Annotated in this window: 19 protein-coding genes; 14 read left to right on the forward strand and 5 right to left on the reverse strand. The window is 72.9% G+C overall.

Annotation, left to right across the window (positions count from 1 at the left end; translation table 11 throughout):
• Nucleotides 1–96: 96 nt before the first annotated feature.
• A complete protein-coding gene (locus ACSSS0_RS15570; RefSeq protein ID WP_487228697.1) occupies nucleotides 97–390 on the reverse strand; it encodes a hypothetical protein in 294 nt (97 codons plus the stop codon).
• Between the two features lie 27 nt (nucleotides 391–417).
• Complete coding sequence (locus ACSSS0_RS15575; RefSeq protein ID WP_487228698.1) at nucleotides 418–1,434, reverse strand: hypothetical protein; 1,017 nt, start codon at nucleotides 1,432–1,434, stop codon at nucleotides 418–420.
• Between the two features lie 77 nt (nucleotides 1,435–1,511).
• On the opposite strand from ACSSS0_RS15575, the gene ACSSS0_RS15580 reads away from it, so the two are divergent.
• The 10 genes from ACSSS0_RS15580 (at nucleotide 1,512) to ACSSS0_RS15625 (ending at nucleotide 11,159) form a co-directional block, all read left to right on the forward strand.
• Complete coding sequence (locus ACSSS0_RS15580; protein ID WP_056759823.1) at nucleotides 1,512–1,871, forward strand: NADH-quinone oxidoreductase subunit A; 360 nt, start codon at nucleotides 1,512–1,514, stop codon at nucleotides 1,869–1,871.
• Nucleotides 1,871–2,521: an NADH-quinone oxidoreductase subunit B gene (locus ACSSS0_RS15585; RefSeq protein ID WP_487228699.1), complete on the forward strand. Its 651-nt coding sequence runs from the start codon at nucleotides 1,871–1,873 to the stop codon at nucleotides 2,519–2,521. Before ACSSS0_RS15580 ends, ACSSS0_RS15585 begins: the two co-directional genes overlap by 1 nt.
• Nucleotides 2,518–3,045 (forward strand): NADH-quinone oxidoreductase subunit C, encoded by a 528-nt coding sequence (locus ACSSS0_RS15590; RefSeq protein WP_435987031.1) that lies wholly within the window; start codon nucleotides 2,518–2,520, stop codon nucleotides 3,043–3,045. Before ACSSS0_RS15585 ends, ACSSS0_RS15590 begins: the two co-directional genes overlap by 4 nt.
• Nucleotides 3,042–4,010: an NADH-quinone oxidoreductase subunit NuoH gene (gene nuoH, locus ACSSS0_RS15595; RefSeq protein ID WP_487228700.1), complete on the forward strand. Its 969-nt coding sequence runs from the start codon at nucleotides 3,042–3,044 to the stop codon at nucleotides 4,008–4,010. Before ACSSS0_RS15590 ends, nuoH begins: the two co-directional genes overlap by 4 nt.
• Nucleotides 4,011–4,168: 158 nt before the next feature.
• Nucleotides 4,169–5,107, forward strand: a complete 939-nt coding sequence (locus tag ACSSS0_RS15600) for a NuoI/complex I 23 kDa subunit family protein (RefSeq protein ID WP_487228701.1) — start codon at nucleotides 4,169–4,171, stop codon at nucleotides 5,105–5,107.
• Nucleotides 5,104–5,703, forward strand: a complete 600-nt coding sequence (locus ACSSS0_RS15605) for an NADH-quinone oxidoreductase subunit J family protein (protein WP_487228702.1) — start codon at nucleotides 5,104–5,106, stop codon at nucleotides 5,701–5,703. Before ACSSS0_RS15600 ends, ACSSS0_RS15605 begins: the two co-directional genes overlap by 4 nt.
• Complete coding sequence (gene nuoK, locus ACSSS0_RS15610) at nucleotides 5,700–6,158, forward strand: NADH-quinone oxidoreductase subunit NuoK (protein WP_487228703.1); 459 nt, start codon at nucleotides 5,700–5,702, stop codon at nucleotides 6,156–6,158. The genes ACSSS0_RS15605 and nuoK overlap by 4 nt, the downstream gene beginning before the upstream one ends.
• The gene (locus tag ACSSS0_RS15615) at nucleotides 6,155–8,068 is read left to right on the forward strand and encodes an NADH-quinone oxidoreductase subunit 5 family protein (protein WP_487228704.1); all 1,914 of its coding nucleotides are present in this window, start codon (nucleotides 6,155–6,157) and stop codon (nucleotides 8,066–8,068) included. Before nuoK ends, ACSSS0_RS15615 begins: the two co-directional genes overlap by 4 nt.
• Entirely contained in the window at nucleotides 8,059–9,564 is a 1,506-nt protein-coding gene (locus tag ACSSS0_RS15620) for a complex I subunit 4 family protein (RefSeq protein ID WP_487228705.1), read from the forward strand. Before ACSSS0_RS15615 ends, ACSSS0_RS15620 begins: the two co-directional genes overlap by 10 nt.
• Nucleotides 9,561–11,159 carry a proton-conducting transporter transmembrane domain-containing protein gene (locus ACSSS0_RS15625; RefSeq protein WP_487228706.1) on the forward strand — a complete coding sequence of 533 codons (1,599 nt, stop codon included), beginning with the start codon at nucleotides 9,561–9,563 and terminating at the stop codon, nucleotides 11,157–11,159. Before ACSSS0_RS15620 ends, ACSSS0_RS15625 begins: the two co-directional genes overlap by 4 nt.
• An 86-nt stretch (nucleotides 11,160–11,245) precedes the next feature.
• Here the strand turns inward: ACSSS0_RS15625 and ACSSS0_RS15630 are convergent, their stop codons facing one another.
• On the reverse strand, nucleotides 11,246–11,842 hold the full coding sequence (locus ACSSS0_RS15630) for a hypothetical protein (RefSeq protein WP_435987023.1): 597 nt from the start codon (nucleotides 11,840–11,842) through the stop codon (nucleotides 11,246–11,248).
• Between the two features lie 194 nt (nucleotides 11,843–12,036).
• On the opposite strand from ACSSS0_RS15630, the gene htpX reads away from it, so the two are divergent.
• From htpX to ACSSS0_RS15650, 4 genes are all read left to right on the forward strand, one after another.
• Nucleotides 12,037–12,912, forward strand: a complete 876-nt coding sequence (gene htpX / locus ACSSS0_RS15635) for a zinc metalloprotease HtpX (protein ID WP_435987022.1) — start codon at nucleotides 12,037–12,039, stop codon at nucleotides 12,910–12,912.
• Nucleotides 12,913–12,984: 72 nt separating this feature from the next.
• Entirely contained in the window at nucleotides 12,985–15,483 is a 2,499-nt protein-coding gene (gene pepN / locus ACSSS0_RS15640) for an aminopeptidase N (RefSeq protein WP_487228707.1), read from the forward strand.
• 5 nt (nucleotides 15,484–15,488) lie between these two features.
• Complete coding sequence (locus ACSSS0_RS15645; protein ID WP_487228708.1) at nucleotides 15,489–16,313, forward strand: nucleotidyltransferase family protein; 825 nt, start codon at nucleotides 15,489–15,491, stop codon at nucleotides 16,311–16,313.
• Entirely contained in the window at nucleotides 16,310–16,825 is a 516-nt protein-coding gene (locus ACSSS0_RS15650; RefSeq protein WP_487228709.1) for a GNAT family N-acetyltransferase, read from the forward strand. Before ACSSS0_RS15645 ends, ACSSS0_RS15650 begins: the two co-directional genes overlap by 4 nt.
• Before the next feature lie 59 nt (nucleotides 16,826–16,884).
• On the opposite strand, the gene ACSSS0_RS15655 is transcribed toward ACSSS0_RS15650, so the two are convergent.
• Both ACSSS0_RS15655 and ACSSS0_RS15660 read right to left on the reverse strand, forming a co-directional pair.
• On the reverse strand, nucleotides 16,885–17,286 hold the full coding sequence (locus tag ACSSS0_RS15655) for a VOC family protein (protein WP_487228710.1): 402 nt from the start codon (nucleotides 17,284–17,286) through the stop codon (nucleotides 16,885–16,887).
• 169 nt (nucleotides 17,287–17,455) lie between these two features.
• Nucleotides 17,456–18,976 (reverse strand): SDR family NAD(P)-dependent oxidoreductase, encoded by a 1,521-nt coding sequence (locus tag ACSSS0_RS15660; protein ID WP_487228711.1) that lies wholly within the window; start codon nucleotides 18,974–18,976, stop codon nucleotides 17,456–17,458.
• Between the last annotated feature and the right edge of the window lie 179 nt (nucleotides 18,977–19,155).

Here is a 19,155-nt window from a genome sequence, read left to right on the forward strand (position 1 = left end):
CATTTGCGCAGGTTGCCATCACGTGGACAGGCGTGGCGGTCAGGACGCGGACCCAGCCGTCGGGCCCGCACGGCCTCCGACCGAGGGCGTGTGCCGTCAGGTGCGTCGCGCGAGCCGGCCGAGCAGGTGCCGGGCGAGCCCACCGAGGCCGACCGCCAGCAGGGTCGTCAGGGCGGCGGCCCAGACGACGAGGGCCACCGGGGAGGACTCGTCAAGGATGCCGGCGCGGGCGACGATCCACATGAGCAGCGGGGTCAGGCCGGTGACCAGCACGTAGACCGCGCCGGAGGCGAGGACGGCATGGGGGCTGCCCCGGCGCAGGCCCCACGCCGACCGGAACGCGGTGATGCCGAGCGCGATCGCGGGCACGGCGAGCACGACGTAGGTCACCTGGTAGGGCCTGGTCGCTTCCCGGACCTAGCCGAAGCGCTCGGCGAGCCCGAGCGGCACGGAGAGGATCCAGAGGCTCGCGACGAACCACGACGTGAACGGGCCGAAGAGGTCGACGAGGCTCCGGCGCCCGGCGACGACCGCGTGGTTGCGACGCAGCACGCGTGCGTCCTCGGTGCCCTTCCACCGCGGTGCGTCCGGCGTCGGGACCGCGCCGGGCACGTCGAACTCGCGCCAGGTGCGGGGCTGGACGAGCAGGGCGAGCCAGACGAGGCCGGAGAGGATGGCGTAGGCGGCCACCGTGAGCCAGGGGCCGTCGGGGTCGACCCCGAAGCGGTCGGCGCCGACGGCTGCGGCCGTCGCCATGGCGACGACGCACCCGGTGAGCGGGGCGGCGACGAAGGCGCGGATCGACTCGAGCGGCGCCACGGCGCGGCTGCCGTCGAGCACCGGCCCCGTGCCGTCGTCGGCGCGCGGCTCGTCCCGGAGGCGCAGGCGCAGCGCCCGGCGGGCCACACCCACGGCGAGGTCGACCGGCCCGTGCAGCGTCGACCGCCAGAAGGTGGCCACCGGCCGCACCCACGGGCGTCCGGTGGCGTAGTCGTCCCGTGCGGCCCGGGCGAGCTGCGACGGCTCGACGTCGACGCCCACGGGGACGACGACGTGGCGGCGGCCGTAGCCGGCCAGGCCGATGGGCGCGTCGTCGTCGAGGGCGCCCTCCCAGACGAGGACGTCGCCGAGCCCCTCGCGGGCCAGCGCGGCCTGCAGCACCTGCTCGCGCTCCTCGGTGGGGACGTGGATGCCGCGTACCGCGCGCACCGCCCGCTCGTCGCCGAAGCGCAGGTAGGTCGCGGCGACGGGGGCGAGGCAGCCGAGCGCGAAGCACCAGAACCACGGGCCGCCCCGCTGGACCCACGCGGTCAGGGCGAGCCACGGCCACGCGGTGCCGGCGAGGAGCGCGAGCACCCCGGCAGCCCACACGGGAAGCACCCGCAGCGGCAGGCGGACACGCGCCGCCCCCGTCACATCACCCCTGACCGACATGGGGCCCGAGCCTAGCCACGGGAAGCCGGTCACGGGGACCGCGCCACTCGCGTACCGGCATGGATAGGCTGGCCGTCATGTCCGGGTACGTGGCCGTCGCAGCGGTGCTGGGGGCGGGCGTCCTGCTCGTCACGGCGGCGATGGTCGTGCGACGGCTCCTCGCCCCGCGCGCCCCGCACGCAGCCAAGCTGACGACGTACGAGTCGGGCGTCGACCCGGTCGGCGAGGGCTGGGCCCAGACGAAGGTCCGCTACTTCGTCTTCTCCTTCCTCTACGTCATCTTCGCCGTCGACGCGATCTACCTCTTCCCGTGGGCGACCGTCATCCGGGACGCCGACCTCGGTCGCGCGAGCCTCGTCGAGATGGGCATCTTCATCGGCGTCATCGTGCTCGGCCTGGCCCACGCGGGCCGCCGCGGCCTGCTGAGGTGGGTGTGATGGAGGAGCCCACCAGCCAGCCCACCAGCCAGCCCACCAGCCGGCCCGTCAGCCTGCCGATGCCGACCATCGGGCCGGCGTCGATGGGCGTCCTCGGCGCCCACGCTCCCAAGCCGATCAAGGTCGTGCTCAACTGGGGCCGGCGCTACTCGCTGTGGGTCTTCAACTTCGGGCTCGCCTGCTGCGCCATCGAGTTCATCGCCGCGTCGATGGGCCGCCACGACTTCATCCGGCTCGGCGTCATCCCCTTCGCCCCGGGTCCGCGCCAGGCCGACCTCATGGTCGTCTCGGGCACCGTCACCGACAAGATGGCCCCGGCGATCCGCCGCCTCTACGACCAGATGCCCGAGCCGAAGTACGTCATCTCCTTCGGCGCCTGCTCCAACTCCGGTGGTCCCTACTGGGACTCGTACTCCGTGACGAAGGGCGTCGACCAGATCGTCCCCGTCGACGTCTACGTCCCCGGCTGCCCGCCGCGCCCCGAGGCGCTGCTGCACGGCATCATCCGCCTGCAGGAGCAGATCGCGACCGAGCGACTGTCGACGCAGAAGCTCAAGGGGAGGTATGCCGGCACGCGCGTCGGCAGCGCCGGTGACCTCCGCCGTCCCCTCCTGCGCCGTGGTGCGAAGCCGGGGGAGGACGGCCGGTGAGGGTCACCGACGTGCGCGACGTGCCCTTCGGGGAGTGGTCGAGCACGGTGCTCTCGCTCCGTGAGGAGGGCTACGCGTACTTCGACTGGCTGACGGCCGTCGACGAGACCGACCGCGAGGGCGACGACGCGGGCTTCGACGTCGTCTGCCACCTGCTCGACACGCGCGAGCCCGGCGCGCTGACGTCGGTCCTGCTGCGCACCCGAGTCCCCGAGGGGCTGCCCGTCCCGTCGCTGACGGGGATCTTCCGCGGCGCGGCGTGGCACGAGCGCGAGACCCACGAGATGTTCGGCATCGACTTCGACGGCTTCGACGACGGCAGCGGCCTCGGCCTGCGCCCGCTCCTGCTGCCCGACGGCTTCGAGGGCACGCCGCTGCGCAAGTCCTTCGTCCTCGCGGCCCGCGCCAGCAAGGCCTGGCCCGGCGCCAAGGAGCCCGGCGAGGGCCACGACTCCGCCCGCGCGCCCGGCCGTCGGCGTGTCCAGGCGCCCGGCGTCCCCGGCCCGGAGTGGGGGCCGCGATGAGCGACCTCGCTCCGTGGCTCGAGGTCGTGCTGCGCGCTGTCGCGGTGCTCGCGGCCTTCCTCGTGCTGCCGCTGCTCGTCGGCCAGACCGAGCACAAGGTCATGGCCCACATGCAGGGCCGGCTCGGGCCGATGTACGCCGGCGGCTTCCACGGGTGGGCGCAGCTCGTCGCCGACGGGGTGAAGTTCGTCCAGAAGGAGGACATCACCCCGGCGCGGGCCGACCGGTGGGTCTTCCGCCTCGCCCCGTTCGTCGCGCTCATCCCCTACCTCGTGGCGCTCGCGGTCATCCCGCTGTCGCCCCGGGTCGTCGGGGCCGACGTCGACGCGAGCGTCGTGCTCGTCCTCGCCGTCATCGGGGTCGGCATCATCGGCACCCTCATGGCCGGGTGGGCCTCGGCCAACAAGTACTCCCTGCTCGGCGCGATGCGCGCCGCCGCGCAGCTCGTGTCCTACGAGCTGCCGATGGTGCTCGCGGTCGCCTCGGTCGCGCTCGCCGCGGGCAGCCTCTCGCTCGTCTCCATCGCCGAGGCGTGGAACCCGTGGTGGCTGCTGTGGCAGCTCCCCGGTGCGGTCGTCTTCCTCGTCGCGGCCCTCGCCGAGCTGCAGCGCCCGCCCTTCGACATGCCGCTCGCCGACTCCGAGATCGTCTTCGGCGCCTTCACCGAGTACACCGGTCTGCGCTTCGCCTTCTTCCTGCTCGCCGAGTACGCCGGCATCGTCGTCATGTCGCTGCTCTTCGCCGTGCTCTACCTCGGCGGCTGGTCCGGGCCCTTCGAGCAGTGGCTCGGCTGGCTCTGGACCGTGGTCAAGGGCTTCCTCGTCGCGGTCGTCGTCATCTGGCTGCGCGTGTCGTGGCCGCGCATGCGCGAGGACCAGCTCCAGCGCCTCGCCTGGGTGTGGCTCGTGCCGATGGCCCTCTTCCAGCTGGCCCTCACCGCCGTCGGGGTGGTGCTGACCTCATGACCGACCACACCCTCAACCGTCGAAAGGCCACAAACCGGGGCCCACGAGCGCCCCGGAGGGCGCCGTCGCCCCGGTTTGTGGCCTTTCGACGGTGCAAGCACGGGGACGGTGGAGCACAGATTGTGGCCTTTCGACGGTGGAAGAGGAGGTGAGCGGACATGGCTGACGGCATCATCCCGGGGCTCGTCAAGGGGCTCGCGACGACGGCGAAGTCGCTGACCCGGCACACGCACACGGCCGAGTACCCCGACGTCTCGCCCGCGCTCCCACCCCGGTCACGCGGGGTCATCGCGCTCACCGAGGAGAACTGCACCTCGTGCATGCTCTGCGCGCGCGAGTGCCCCGACTGGTGCATCTACATCGACTCGCACAAGGAGGAGCTGCCCCCGACGACGCCGGGCGGCCGCGCCCGCCAGCGCAACGTGCTCGACCGCTTCGCCATCGACTTCTCGCTGTGCATGTACTGCGGCATCTGCATCGAGGTCTGCCCGTTCGACGCGCTGCACTGGAGCCCGGAGTTCGAGTACGCCGAGACCGACATCCGCGACCTGCTCCACGAGAAGGACCGCCTCGGCGCGTGGATGGCCACCGTCCCGGCGCCGCCGGCCCTCGACCCCGGCAGCGCCGACCCCGCCGAGGTCACGGCCGCGGCGAAGCCGGCCCGCGGGTCCGCGGGAGGCGCCGCTGGTGGTACGCGTGGGGCCGGGGCCGCCGCCCGCCCGACGCGGGTGCGCCGCGAGACCACGACGCCGCCGTCCGCCGCGCCCGCCCAGCCCGCGCCCGCCCAGCCCGCGCCCGCCCAGCCCGCGGTCGAGCAGACGCGGGTCATGCCCGCGGTCGAGCCGGCCGCCCAGCTCTCGGCCGAGCAGACGCGGGTGATGCCCGCGGTCGAGCCGGCCGCCCAGCCCTCGGCCGAGCGCACGGCCCCGCTGCCGGCGGCCGAGCGCACCGCGAGCCTGCCCGCCGCGGAGGAGACCTCCGTCCTCCCGCCCGCCGACGGCGCCGAGGCCGAGCAGGCTGCGGACCGTGCTGCCGCACAAGGGGACTCGACGCAGGTCATGCCGACGGTGTCGACCGACGAGGAGGGGAGCGAGTGACGACCCGCGACATCGTCTTCACCGCGGTCGGCGCCGTGACGGCTCTGTCAGCGCTGCTGTCGGTCACGACGAAGCAGGTCGTGCACGCGGCGCTGTGGCTCCTCGTCTCCCTCGGTTCGCTGGCCGGCGCCTACCTCGTGCTCGGGCAGGAGCTCGTCGGACTCGTCCAGCTGCTCGTCTACGTCGGCGCCATCGTCGTGCTCGTCCTCTTCGCGCTCATGCTGACCCGCGCGCCGATCGGCCCCCACGCCGAGATCGACACCCCGTGGTGGCAGCGCCTGGCCGGCGCCCTCCTCGGCGCCGCGACGACGGCGCTGCTCGCATCGTTGCTGCTCCCGCTCTTCTCCGGAGCGAGCGTCGACCTCGACACCCCGACGACGACCACGCCCCAGGTGGCGCAGGCCGTCTTCGGCACGTGGGTCTGGCCCTTCGAGCTGCTCTCGGTGCTGCTCCTCGTCGCGCTCATCGGCGCCTTCGCCGTGTCGCGTCTCGTCCTGCACCGCGACGCCGGCGACCGTGGCGACGGCGTCCGTGGCGACGGCGTCCGGCGGCAGAGCCCCGTCACGACGGGCGCGCAGGAGGGCGGCCGCGGATGATCCACCTCTCGCTGCCCGCCGCCCTCGCGGCGCTGCTGGCCGGCATCGGTGTCTACGGCGTCCTCGCGCGCCGCAACGCCGTCCTCGTGCTCATCGGGGTCGAGCTGATCCTCAACGCCGCCAACCTGCTGCTCGTCACGGCCGGGTCGCGCCCCGGCGCACCCCTCTCGGCCGGTCCCGTCCTCACCCTCTTCGTCATCACGATCGCCGCGGCCGAGATCACCGTGGCGCTCGCGATCATCCTCGTGATGTTCCGCCGCACGGGGCACATCGACCTCACGGCGGTCCCCGACCTCAGCGACGACGGGCCCGACGAGCCGGACGAGCCCGACGAGCTGGCCGACGACCGGGACGGCCGGCACAGAGACCGGGGCAGCCGGGACAGCCGGGACGACGCCCGGGACGCGGAGACCCGACGTGAGCCGGCGACGGCAGCGGGGGAGGGCGCAGCATGAGCTGGATCGTGCGGATGATCGTCGTGCTCCCGGCGCTGGCGGCCCTCGTCGGGCTGCTCGCCCGGCGCCAGCGCGGCCTCGCAGCAGCCGTCGCCGTCGCGGTGTCGGCCTACGTCGCGCTGCTCGGACTCATCCAGTGGATCACGCCGTCGCGCACCGCCGACATCGACTCCATCGGCAGCCTGCCGCTCGGCGACCTCTCGGTGCCGCTGCACCTGCTCTCCGACCGCGTCTCCGGCCTCGTGGCGTTCGTCGTCGCCCTCGTCGTGCTCGGCATCCAGGTCTTCACCGGGTGGTACCTCCGCGACGACCCCCGCTACGGCCAGTTCGCCGCGACCGTCTCGCTCTTCGCGGCCGGCATGCTGCTCCTCGTCCAGTCGGGCGACCTCGTCCTGATGCTCGTCGGCTGGGAGGTCATGGGCTGGTGCTCGTGGCTGCTCATCGGCCACGACAGCGAGCGCGCGGCGGCGAGGCGAGCGGCCTACAAGGCCTTCATCGTCACCCGGGTCGCCGACATCGCCATGGTCGTCGGCATCGTCGCGCTCTCGGTGCGGGCCCGGTCCACCGACCTCATGGCGGTGCTCACAGCCACCGGTGACGGCACGTTGCTCACGATCGGGCTCGTCGGCGTCGTCATCGGCGTCGCCGGCAAGTCTGGCCTCGTCCCGTTCCACGACTGGCTCCCCGACGCGATGGAGGGCCCGACCCCGGCGTCGGCCCTCATCCACGCGGCGACGATGGTCGCGGCCGGCACCTACGTCATCGCGCGCCTCTTCAGCCTCTACGCCGGGCACGACGGTGCGCGCACGCTGCTCGCCGTCCTGGCCGCGGTGACCATGGTCTACGCCGCGCTGCTCGCGCTCGTGCAGACCGACCTCAAGCGGATGCTCGCCTACTCGACCCTGAGCCAGATCGCGATCATGCTCTCGGCCCTCGCCGCGGCACCGGCCGAGCTCGGGCCCGGCGCCGGCATCGCGCACCTCGTCGGCCACGCGTTCTTCAAGTCGCTGCTCTTCCTCGGGGCCGGTTGGCTCTCGGTGCTCGCCGGCGCCACGGCCGTCGCCGCCCTGCGCGGCCGACTGCGCCCGACCGGTGCGCTGCGCTGGTCGATGGGGATCGGCCTCGCCGCCCTGGCCGGGGTGCCGCCGCTCATCGGCTTCTTCACCAAGGACACCGTCATCGACGCGGCGCTCGAGGGCGTGGCGGGCGGTGGCGGCTTCCGCGCGTGGCTCGTCGTCGTGGCCCTCTTCGTCACCGTCGTGCTCACGGCCGCCTACTGCACCCGGGCCTGGCTGCTGCTCGACACCCCGGTCGCCGCGACGAGGGGCCTGCCCGACCCAGGCCCCGCCGTCGTCGCCGAGGAGGACGTCGCCGTCGTGACCACCACCGACAGCGCCGACGATGCCGAGGTCGAGCGGGTCCACGCCCACGGCCACGCACCGATCACGCTCCCGGCCGCGCTCGTCGTGTCCGGGCTCGCCGCCCTCACCGTCGTCGGCACCCTCTTCCTCGTCAGCCTCCGCGGCGGCGTGCACGTCGGGCTCCTCAGTGCGCTCCTGTCCGTGCTGCTCGTCGCCGGCGCCGCGTATGCCGTGTGGTCCCTCAGCGACCGCGGCCGGCTCGACGTCGCCGACCGTGTCCCCGGCCGCGTCCGCGAGCCCGCGGTGCGTGGCTTCGGCGTCGACACGGCATACGTCGGCGTCGGCCGAGCGGTCACCGCGGTCGCGCGGCTCGTCGTGGCGCTCGACCGCGACGTCGTCGACGCCTACCCGCGCGCGACGGCCGTGGTCGCCCGCGCCGCCGGCCGGGCGGGGGAGCGCGGCCACCGCGCGGTGCCCTCGCTCTCGCTGCTCAGCCTGCTCGTCGGCGTCGTGGTCGTCGCCGTCCTGGGGGTGGCCGCGTGGCGCTGACCCTCATGCTCCTGCTGCCGCTGCTCGCGGCGATCGCCCTCATCGCGACTCCGGGCGAGTCGACGGTCGAGCGCGGCATCGCGCTCGGGTCCACCGTCGTGACGGCGGTGCTCGCCGTCATCGTCGTCTGGGGCCGCCACGAGGTCGACGTGCCGTGGATCCGTTCGCTCGGTGTGCGCTGGCACTTCGGCGTCGACGGCATCTCGGCGGCGCTCGTGCTCCTCACGGCCCTGCTCACCGTCGCCGTCGTCGCGCACGCGTTGTCCGGGCCGATCCCCAAGGGGGGCACCGGCTCGACCTTCCTCGGCTGCATCCTGCTCGTCGAGGCCGGTGCGCTCGCGACCTTCATGGCGCGCGACGCGATCCTCTTCTTCATCGCCTTCGAGGTCGTGCTCGTCCCGATGTGGGTGCTCGTGCGGCGCTTCGGTGACGACCACGTGCCCGACGAGACGCGCGCCGACGCCGCGGGCCGTTTCGTCCTCTTCACGGTGCTCGGCTCGACGCTGATGCTCGTCGGCATCCTCTTCCTCGTCCACCACCAGGGGACGAGCGACCTCACCGTTCTCGCCGACCGTCACGGCGCGGGCCTCTCCCGTCCGCTCCAGGTCGCGATCGCCGCGATCCTGCTGCTCGGGCTCGGCATCAAGGTGCCGCTGTGGCCGCTGCACACGTGGCTGCCGTCGGCGCACACCATCGCCCCCACCGCCGGGTCGGTGCTCCTCGCCGCGGTGCTGCTCAAGATGGGGACCTACGGCATCGTCCGGCTCGCCGTCGGCACCGTGCCCGAGGGAGTCGCCCAGCTGAGCCCGGTCCTCGCGGTCCTCGGCGTCGTCGGGATCCTCTGGGGAGGCCTGGCCTGCCTCGTCGAGCGCGACCTCAAGCGCCTCATCGCCTACAGCTCCGTCGCGCACATGGGCTTCGTCGCCCTCGCCATCGCGTCGGGCAGCGAGACCGGCCTGCAGGCGGCGCTCTTCGGCAACATCGCGCACGGAGTCGTCGCGGCCCTGCTCTTCTTCGTCGTCGGCGACCTCAAGGAGCAGTGGGGATCGTCCGACCTGCACGTCGCCCGGGCCGCCCTGCGCGACAAGGCGCCTCGCTTCGGCCTGGCACTCGTCGTCGGCCTGGCGGCCGCGCTCGGGCTGCCCGGCCTCGTCAGCTTCTGGGGTGAGTTCCTCGCGCTGTATGCCGCGTGGTCGCCCGCTCCCGACCGGCCCGTCGCGCTCCTGCGCGTCTGCGTCGTGCTCGGTGCCGTGGGCCTCGCGCTCGCGGCGGCCTACGCGCTCCGGGTCGCCCGGATCGTGTGGGCGGGCGAGGGCAGCGACGCGGCGCAGGGGCCGGCTGCCGAGCCGGTGGCGGACGCCCGTGGCGCCCGCTGGGCCGTCGCCGTGACCCTTGTCGTCGTCATCGTCACGCTCGGGGTGCTCCCGCACCTGCTGCTCGGCCTCTCGGACGCCGCGACGTCGGGCCTGCTCTCCGGCCTGGGGGTGTCGCCGTGAAGGGCCTCGCCATCGACTACGCCGTGCTCCTGCCGACGATCGTGCCGGTCGCCGGCCTCGTGCTCGTGCTCGTCGCCGACCTCGTCGCGCCGCGCCTGCGCCGGGTGCCCTACGCCATCGCCGGTCTCGCCGCGATCGGGTCCGCCGTGGCCACCGTGCCGGGGCTCGCGCTCGGCGGCGGGTCGACCCGCGAGACGTTCTGCCTGACCGGGCGGACCGCCGCGAGCGCGGCGGCGCCCACGGTCGACGGGCTGCCGCAGGTCTGCCTGTGGCAGGCCGACGCGCTCGGCAGCACCCTCCAGCTCGCGGCCGCCGTCTCGGCGGTCGTCTGCATCGCTCTGGCCTGGCCCCGCACGCGGCGACGGCGTCCGGCCGACAGCACCCGGGAGCCGGTCGAGGCCGTGCTCCTGCTCGCCGCCCTGGCCGGCACCGTCGTCGTGGCGGCCAGCCGCGACGTCGGCACGTGGCTCATCGCGCTCGAGCTCGCGACCCTCCCCGTCATCGCGCTCGTCGCCCTCTCCGGCCGTCGGTCGGCCGTGGCGGGCGCCACGCAGCTGCTCGTGACGTCCCTCGTGTCCTTCGCGCTGCTCGTGCTCGGCGTCGCGCTGTGGTTCGCCGCGACCGGGAGCCCGTTCCTGACCCCGGACGCCGCGCTCGCGTCGGGAGGTGCCTTCTCGGCCGGTTCGGGTGCAGCGACGGCCGTCGTCTTCCCGTCGGTCTCGGGCGGGGTCGTCGCGCTGGCCACGGTCCTCGTCGTCGCCGGCGTCGGCTTCAAGCTCTCGCTCGTGCCCTTCCACGCGTGGACGCCCACGGCATACGCCGGCTCGTCGGTGCCCGTGGCGACCTTCCTCGCGACGGTCTCCAAGATCGCGGCGCTCGCGGCGCTGCTCGTCGTGCTCCGGGCGGTCGCCGCGCTCGGGACGCCTGCCCTGCTGTCCATCGCGCTGCTCGCCTCGCTCAGCATGACGCTCGGCAACGTCATGGCCCTGCGCCAGGACGACGTCGTGCGCCTGCTCGCGTGGTCGACGGTCGCGCAGGCGGGGTGGGTCGTGCTGCCGCTCGTCAGCATCTCGGCCCTCGGGGTCGGCGCCAGCGCGACCTACCTGCTCACCTACGTCGTCGCGACCCTCGTGGCCTTCGCCGTCGTCGCGGTCACCGTGCGCGACCGACCCGGCGCGGGCCGCTCCATCGCCGCCTACGAGGGACTGTGGCAGCGCAGCCCGTGGCGCGCCGGCGCGCTGGCCCTGGCGCTGACGTCGCTCGCGGGGCTCCCGCCCGGCGTCATCGGCCTCGTCGGCAAGATCACGGCCCTGCGACCGGTCGTCGCCGAGGGCTGGGTCTGGCTCGCGGTCGTCGCCGCGGTCAACGCCGTGATCGGGGTCGCCGTCTACCTGCGCTGGCTGCGCGCCGTGATCACCGCCCCCGAGGTGGCTCCCGACAGCGTCTCGGGTGCGCCGACGTCCGAGGCCGCTGCCCCCGCACCGGCCTCCGTCGGGCGACGACGCCCGGTCATGGTCGCCGGGCTCGTCCTCGCGTCCGCCGTGCTCGTCGTCGTCAGCGTCCAGCCCGACCTGCTCCTGCGTCTCCTCGGCTGACGCGACCCGGCACGCGCTGACGGCCCCGAGGCGAAGGAGGCCTCGGGGCCGTCAGCGGTCGAGCACGGTGCGACCGTCCGCACCGGTCAGGTGGTGAGGGCCGGCTGCGGAGCAGCACCGGCGGCGACGGCCTCGTCGTCGGCGGTCTTGGCGTGGCGCAGGCCGAGCAGTGAGAGCACGAGCAGCAGAGCGGCTGCGAGCAGGGCTGCGATACCGGCATACAGCGCGATCGTGCCCATGGTGCCGAAGGCGTACGCGTTGAGCAGGAGGCCCCGCAGGGTGTTGCCCATGAAGAGGCTCTGGCGCAGGTCGCCGAGGGCCTGGACCGTCTCGGGGTCGGCGTCGGGGTCCTTGACGGCCTTGAGGTACTCGCCCGAGACCTCGGAGTAGGTCTTGTTGTTGGACTGCGTGTTCATGTGCACGAGGATGTAGTGGTCGGCGAAGGCCTTGGCCTGGGCGCCGTTCTCCATCTTCTGGCCGGCGTACTGCAGCAGGGCGTCCTTCTGGTCCTGGGTCTCGAGCGCGGCGGCTGCCGGCATCGTGATGTTCTGCTGGCTCAGCTGCTCCTTGACGTTGCTGGCGACGAAGCTGCTCGCGTAGATCAGGAGAGCACCGGCCACCGCCAGGACGACGGCCATGATGAGGCCCGTCCACGAGATCAGCCGGTCGAGAGTCTTGCGCATCATGTGCTTCTTTCATCGGATGGGATGTCGGGTTCCCCAACACCGCAAAACTACTACCGCATGTAGTAGATAAGCTGCCCGTTCAACGATGTCGGCGGGAGATCTGGGTCACAGAGATCGCCGAGGCTGCTCCCAGCGCTCTCCCAGCCCGCTCCCAGTGGGAACACGCGTTGCGGGTCGGTCGTTCACCCGACATGCACAACCACTTCAACGGGCTCAAGACGGCCGCCCTCTTCGGCGGCATCTGGGCCCTCCTGCTCGGGATCGGCGCGCTCGTCGGCGGCGGGCGCTTCATTTGGTTCTTCGCCCTCATCGGCGTCGCGATGACGTTCTACGGCTACTGGAACAGCGACAAGCTCGCGATCCGAGCCATGCACGCCTACCCGGTCTCCGAGGCGCAGGCGCCGGCGATGTACCGCATCGTGCGCGAGCTCTCGACCGCCGCCGGCAAGCCGATGCCACGCCTCTACATCAGCCCGACCCAGGCGCCGAACGCCTTCGCGACGGGCCGCAACCCGCAGAACGCCGCGGTCTGCTGCACCGAGGGCATCCTCGGCCTGCTCGACGAGCGCGAGCTGCGGGGCGTGCTCGGTCACGAGCTCATGCACGTCTACAACCGCGACATCCTCACCAGCTCGGTCGCCGCCGCGGTCGCCGGTGTCATCACCTCGATCGGCCAGATGCTGATGTTCTCGAGCATCTTCGGAGGCGGCGGCTCCGACGAGGACCGTCCCAACCCGCTCGCGCTGCTCGCGATGAGCCTTCTCGCACCGATGGCCGCGATGATGATCCAGATGGCGATCAGCCGCACCCGCGAGTACGACGCCGACGAGGACGGCGCGAAGCTGACGGGTGACCCGCTCGCCCTCGCCTCGGCACTGCGCAAGCTCGAGTCCGGCGTCGCCCGCGCGCCGCTCGCTCCCTCCCAGGACATCGTCAACGCCAGCCACATGATGATCGCGAGCCCCTTCCGGGCGCAGGACGTCACCCGGTTCCTCTCGACGCACCCCCCGATGGACCAGCGCATCGCGCGTCTCGAGAGCATGGCCGGCGGTCCGCTCCACCGCTGACCGGGGTGGGGCGTCCACGACGAGAGGCCACCCGGGCGACGGCGGGCCCGCCGATCTGGCAGGCTCGCCCCCATGCGCAGTCTCACCCTGGCCGAAGCCCGCGAGCGATCCTCGCTGATCACCGTCACGTCGTATGCCGTCGAGCTCGACCTCGACCAGGGGGCGGAGGTCTTCGGCTCGCGCACCAGCGTCCGGTTCACGTGCGCCACGCCGGGCGCCGACTCGTGGATCGACCTCAAGGCCCGCACCGTCGAGACGCTCTCGCTCAACGGCGAGCCGCTCGACCCGGCCGGCGTCGTCGACGGGCGTCTCCCGCTGCCGGGCCTCGCCGCGGACAACGAGCTCGTCGTCGCCGCGACGATGGCCTACAGCCACGACGGCCAGGGGCTGCACCGGGCCACCGATCCCGCCGACGACCTCGACTACGTCTACGGCCACCTCTTCCTCGACGCCGCCCCCAGCGTCTACGCGTGCTTCGACCAGCCCGACCTCAAGGCGCCCTACGACGTCACGGTCCACGCGCCCCTCGACTGGACGGTCACCGGCAACGGCGCCGCCTCGCAGGCGGGCGCCGGCACGTGGACGCTCGCCACGACGAAGCCGCTCGCGACGTACTTCATGACGGTGTGCGCCGGACCGTACGTCTCCGTGCACGACGAGCACGACGGCATACCCCTGGGCCTTCATGCGCGGGCCTCGCTGCGTGAGCCGCTCGAGCGGCACGCGGCCGAGCTCTTCGACGTGACGAAGCGGTCGTTCGACTACTTCCACGGGCTCTTCGGCATCCGCTACCCCTTCGGGGAGTACCACCAGGTCTTCGTGCCGGAGTTCAACGCCGGTGCGATGGAGAACCCCGGCTGCGTGACGTTCCGCGACCAGTACCTCTACCGCGGGGCCGCGACGCGCGACGAGCTGCTGTCGCGGGCCAACACCGTCAGCCACGAGATGTCGCACATGTGGTTCGGCGACATCGTGACGATGAAGTGGTGGGACGACCTCTGGCTCAACGAGTCGTTCGCCGAGTACATGTCGCACCGCTGCCTCGTCGACGCGACCGAGTACACCGACGCGTGGGTCGACTCCTCGATCGTGCGCAAGGTGTGGGGCTACGGCGCCGAGCGGTCCCCGTCGACCCACCCCGTCGCGGGCGTCGAGGCGCTCGACGCGCAGAGCGCGCTGCAGAACTTCGACGGCATCTCGTACGCCAAGGGCGCGGCCACGCTGCGCCAGCTCATCGCGTACGTCGGTGACGACCAGTTCATCGCGGGAGTCCGTGCCTACCTGACCGACAAGTCCTACGGCAACGGCACCCTCGCCGACTTCCTCGCCGCGATCGAGACGGCGAGCGGCAAGGACCTCGAGGCCTGGTCGCGGGCCTGGCTGCTCACGGCCGACCGCGACACGATCTCGGTCGACATCGAGGAGCAGGCCGGCGTGGTCGAGTCCGCCGTCGTGCGGCGCGAGGCGCCCGTTGACCGCCCGGCCGACCGCCCGCACGCCTTCGACGTCGCGGGCTGGACCGACGGGCGCGAGCTCGGACGGGTCCGGGTGACCGTCACCGGGCCGGAGACCACCCTCGCCGAGCTCGAGGGGACCCCGGAACCCGCCGTCGTCGTGCCCAACGCGTCCGACCTGACGTGGGCGCGCGTACGCCTGTCCGACGCCACGGTGGCCGCGCTGCCCTCCCAGCTCGGGCAGATCCCCGACGAGCAGGCGCGCGCCGTCGTGTGGTCGTCGCTCATCGACGGCGTCCACGGCGCGACGGTGTCGCCCGAGGCCTTCCTCGACGTCTTCGACGTCGTGTGGCCGCTCGAGACGAACTCCTCGATCCTGACCCGTGTCGCCGGCTACGCCGAGCACCGGATCGTCCCGTACTTCGTGCCGCGCGCCTCGCAGGAGGCGGCCATGGCCCGTCTCAACCGGGCCGGCGTGGGGCTGCTCGAGCGGGCCACGGCCGGGACGACCGAGTCGCTGGCCGCGGCCCGTCTCGTCGCCGGCACGAGCGACGACGAGGCGCTGCTGCGCGCGTGGGCCGACGGGCAGGGTCTGCCGGCCGGGCTCGAGGACGACGGAGACTTCCGCTGGATCGTCGTGCGCAACCTCGCGGCGCGCGGGCTCATCGGGGTCGCGGAGGTCGAGGGCTTCCGCGGCAAGGACGACACCCTGCAGGGCGGGCTCAACGCGCTCATGTGCCGGGCCAGCCTGCCCGACGCGGAGGCCAAGGCATGGGCGTGGGAGCAGCTGACCGGACGCCAGGGCCGGTCCAACTACGAGATGGTCCACCTCGCGCGCGGCTTCTGGGTCGCGCCCGACGACGCCCTCGTCGCCGACTACGTCCCGCGCTACTTCACCGACGTCCCGGCGATGTCGGCCTGGGTGGGGGAGGACGCCCTGTCGCGGGTCGTGCTCGTTGCGTTCCCGCGGGTCTTCGACGACGAGACGGCACGGCTCAGCGCCGAGGCCATCTCGCGCGACGACCTCACTCCGGCGGTCCACCGCTCCCTCGTCGACGCCGACGCCGAGCTGCGCGAGGCCCTCGCCTCGCGGGCGACGTTCGGCGCTGCCGTCTGACGGTGGTGGGCGCCCCGACCCGCGACGAGCTCCCGGACGTCGTCCGCGACGTGTGCGGCTCGCACCTCGCGCTGCTCGACGAGCGCGTGCCGGGGCTGCTCGAGGGTCTCTACCTGCACGGGTCGCTCGGTTTCGGCGGGGAGTTCCACGGCGGCAGCGACATCGACTTCGTCGCCGTCACGTCTCGCCGTCCCACGGAGGCCGAGACGGACGCGCTGCGCGGGATCCACGCCGAGATCGACAAGAGGTGGCCGGAGCCGCATCACGACGGCTTCTACGTCACGGCCGACGACCTCGCCGGCAGTCCCGACGTCGTGCCCGACGGGCCCGGCGTCCTGCACCAGTGGTTCGACGTCGGCACGCACTGCGACATCAAGCACATCACGTGGCGAGAGCTGCGCGACCACGGGATCACCCTGCGCGGCAAGGACCTTCGCGACCTGACGATCTGGAGCGACGACGCCGCGCTGCACCGGTCGACTCGGGAGAACCTCGACACGTTCTGGCGTTCACAGCTCGAGGCGATGGAGCACCACCCGCGGGAGGCCTCGTTGCCCCAGGCCGCCGAGTGGGGTGCCCTCGGCGCGCCGCGGCTCGTTCACCTGCTCGTGACGGGACGACCGACGTCGAAGTCCGGGGCGGGCCGTTGGGCGCGGGAGGCCTATCCGCACCATCGCGAGATCGTCGACGAGGGCCTGCGGGTGCGGGAGCGTCCTGACGACCCGTCGACGTATGCCGCCGACCCCGACCGGCGCCGCCGTGACCTCATCGCGTTCATGACCGAGGTCATCGCCGACGGCGTCGCTGTCACGGGTCCCGCCGAGCGGTGAGCCCGGCGTCCCGGGGCGGGTGGGTCGTCGAACGGACCGACGTCACGTCGGCGGAGTCAGCCGTCCTGCTGCGTGACTACCTCGTCGACGTCAGCGACCGCTGGTTCCGGCTGCACGAGGACCGCGACTCGACGCCCGAGGAGATCGAGCAGAGCCTCGCCGAGATGCCGAGCGACGACCTCGCCCCGCCGACGGGTGCCTTCATCGTCGCGCGGTCGGGGGCGCGGCTCGTCGGCTGCGTCGGTGTGCGCCTCGTCCCGGACCGGTCCGACGTCGCGGAGCTCAAGCGGATGTTCGTCCGGCCGGACGCGCGCGGGACCGGCCTCGCGGCGGCCCTGCTCGCGGCGGCGGAGGAGGCCGCTCGCGACCTCGGTGCCACGAGGGTCCGCCTCGACACCCGTCTCGACCTCGTCGAGGCCCGCGCGCTCTATCTCCGGCAGGGCTACGTCGAGGTGCCGGCGTTCAACGTCGGCGACTACGCCGAGGTCTGGTACGCCAAGACTCTCCGTTGACCGCTGGTTCGTGGAGATCCTCTGGCACCGGGTGCCGAAGGATCTCCACGAACGGGCCTTCAGGTCAGGTCGTACGCGGTCGTGTGGCGCGGCTCGTAGAGCTGGATCTCGTCGGCTCCCGGGACCGCCATCATGACGACGAGGCCGTAGCCGTGGTCGGTGGGGTCGGTCGTGAACACCGCTCCGCGAGCGATGAGCTCGTCCATCGTGACCCGCAGGTCGTCGCAGATGAGCGAGATCGCATGGTGCCGCGGCGCCGACCACGACGACCCCTGCGGACCGCGCGTCGGGTGCACCCCGAGCTCGCTCGGCCCGCTCCCGAAGATGAGCCACGCGGCGTCGTCCGAGACGTCCGAGCCGGGCTCGTCGGTGACGCACGGCCACTGGAGCACGTCGCGGAAGAAGGCGCGCGTCGCCGGTGCGTCGTCGGAGTACACGAGGTTGTGGACGGCAGTGATCATGGACGGGACGCTACGCCGACGAGGGGCCGGACGGCATACCCCTTGCCCGCGGTGCCCGACTGTCGCATGTGTGGGCCGGGCACGACGAGGTCGCCCTGTCACTCCGCCGTGGACTCCCGGCACCAGGCGCCGGCACACCACCGCGATCGCGGGGCTGTTGTCCCCGGCGTCACCAGGGGCTGGGCTCGTAGTCCTTGACGAAGCAGCCGTAGAGGTCCTCGCCGGCCTCGCCGCGCACGATCGGGTCGTAGACGCGGGCGGCGCCGTCGACGAGGTCGAGCGGGGCGTGCCAGCCCTCGGCGGCGATGCGCAGCTTCTCGTCGTGCGGGCGCTCGTCGGTGATCCAGCCGGTGTCGACGGCCGTCATGAGGATGCGGTCGGTCTCGAACATCTCGCCTGCGCTCGTGCGGGTCATCATGTTGAGCGCGGCCTTGGCCATGTTCGTGTGCGGGTGGCCGGGACCCTTGTAGCGGCGGGAGAACTGGCCCTCCATCGCGGACACGTTTACGACGTACGCCCTCCGCGCACCACCCGCGACCGCGGCCCGCATCGCAGGGCGCAGCCGCGAGACGAGGATGAAGGGCGCGGTCGAGTTGCACAGCTGCACCTCGAGCAGCTCGAGGGGGTCGACCTCCTCGACCTTCTGCGTCCACGAGTTCGTCCGCTGGAGGTCGGGCAGCAGGCCGCCGGCGTCGACGGCGGTGCCGGCGCGGTGGGCCTCGAGGCTCGCGTGTCCGGCCGTCAGGGCGAGGGCCGTCATCGAGGCGGCCGTCTGGGCGGCGACGGCGTGCTCGACGGACTCGCCGTCGTGGTGCGCGACGGCGTGCGTGCCGAGGGCCCCGGCGATCGCGGCCGGGTGCGCCTCGCTGATCCGGTCGAAGGTCACCATCTCGGGCAGGGCCACACCGTCGGGCAGCGGCGCCGACTCGAGCTCGACGAGGTTGCTGTAGGCGCCGGGGGAGCGGCGCACCGTCTGGGCGGCGTTGTTGATGAGTATGTCGAGCGGGCCCGCCGCCGTGACCTCGTCGGCGAGGGCGACGACCTGGGTGGGGTCGCGCAGGTCGATGCCGACGATCTTGAGCCGGTGGATCCAGTCGGCCGAGTCCTCCATCGCGGAGAAGCGGCGCATCGCGTCCTTGGGGAAGCGCGTCGTGATCGTCGTGTGCGCGCCGTCGCGGAGCAGGCGCAGCGCGATGTACATCCCGATCTTGGCCCGGCCGCCGGTGAGCAGGGCCCGCTTGCCGGTCAGGTCGGTGCGCTGGTCGCGCTTGGCGTGCGAGCGAGCCGCGCACTCGGGGCAGAGCCAGTGGTAGAAGGCGTCGACGAGCGTGTAGTCGTTCTTGCAGATGTAGCACCCGCGCGGGTTGATGAGCTCGCCGGCGAACGCGCCGGTCGCGTTGGACACCAAGGGGATTCCCTTGGTCTCGTCGTCGATCCGCATCGGCGACCCGGTGGCCGTCGACTCGATGACCTGCCGGTCGGCCTTGCGCTCGGCCCACGTCTTCGCGTTGCGCCGGTCCTTCTTGAGCCGCTTGTACATCAGCGACGCGGCCCGCTTCAGGGTCTCGAAGTCCGGGTCGTCGATCTCGAGCGAGGGCGCCAGCGCGAGCACCCGCACGGCAGTCGCGACGTCCTCGGGGTCGAGGTGCACGACGGCAGCGGGGTCCAGCTCGTTCTCGGTCTCACTCACCGCGCAAGGGTACGCGGGTGGCTCGCTCCGTCCCCAATCCGCGGTCCCGGTCCGGAGAAGACGTATGCCGCCGGGCCGGCGACCGTCCGAGCCACCGGGAGCGTGGTGGCGGGGACGGGCGCGAGCCCGACGGCATACGTCTTCGAGGAGGTTGGCCTCGCCCGGGTCACGTCCAGCGT

Source organism: Terrabacter sp. R4-6 (assembly GCF_057529065.1).

What these genes read in the sequence shown, in the direction of transcription:
- htpX (WP_435987022.1), top strand. Translation starts at nt 12,037, where the DNA reads ATGCACAACCACTTCAACGGGCTCAAGACGGCCGCCCTCTTCGGCGGC.
- ACSSS0_RS15580 (WP_056759823.1), top strand. Translation starts at nt 1,512, where the DNA reads ATGTCCGGGTACGTGGCCGTCGCAGCGGTGCTGGGGGCGGGCGTCCTG.
- ACSSS0_RS15615 (WP_487228704.1), top strand. Translation starts at nt 6,155, where the DNA reads ATGAGCTGGATCGTGCGGATGATCGTCGTGCTCCCGGCGCTGGCGGCC.
- pepN (WP_487228707.1), top strand. Translation starts at nt 12,985, where the DNA reads ATGCGCAGTCTCACCCTGGCCGAAGCCCGCGAGCGATCCTCGCTGATC.
- nuoH (WP_487228700.1), top strand. Translation starts at nt 3,042, where the DNA reads ATGAGCGACCTCGCTCCGTGGCTCGAGGTCGTGCTGCGCGCTGTCGCG.
- ACSSS0_RS15655 (WP_487228710.1), bottom strand. Translation starts at nt 17,286, where the DNA reads ATGATCACTGCCGTCCACAACCTCGTGTACTCCGACGACGCACCGGCG.
- ACSSS0_RS15630 (WP_435987023.1), bottom strand. Translation starts at nt 11,842, where the DNA reads ATGCGCAAGACTCTCGACCGGCTGATCTCGTGGACGGGCCTCATCATG.
- nuoK (WP_487228703.1), top strand. Translation starts at nt 5,700, where the DNA reads ATGATCCACCTCTCGCTGCCCGCCGCCCTCGCGGCGCTGCTGGCCGGC.
- ACSSS0_RS15585 (WP_487228699.1), top strand. Translation starts at nt 1,871, where the DNA reads ATGGAGGAGCCCACCAGCCAGCCCACCAGCCAGCCCACCAGCCGGCCC.
- ACSSS0_RS15600 (WP_487228701.1), top strand. Translation starts at nt 4,169, where the DNA reads ATGGCTGACGGCATCATCCCGGGGCTCGTCAAGGGGCTCGCGACGACG.
- ACSSS0_RS15575 (WP_487228698.1), bottom strand. Translation starts at nt 1,434, where the DNA reads ATGTCGGTCAGGGGTGATGTGACGGGGGCGGCGCGTGTCCGCCTGCCG.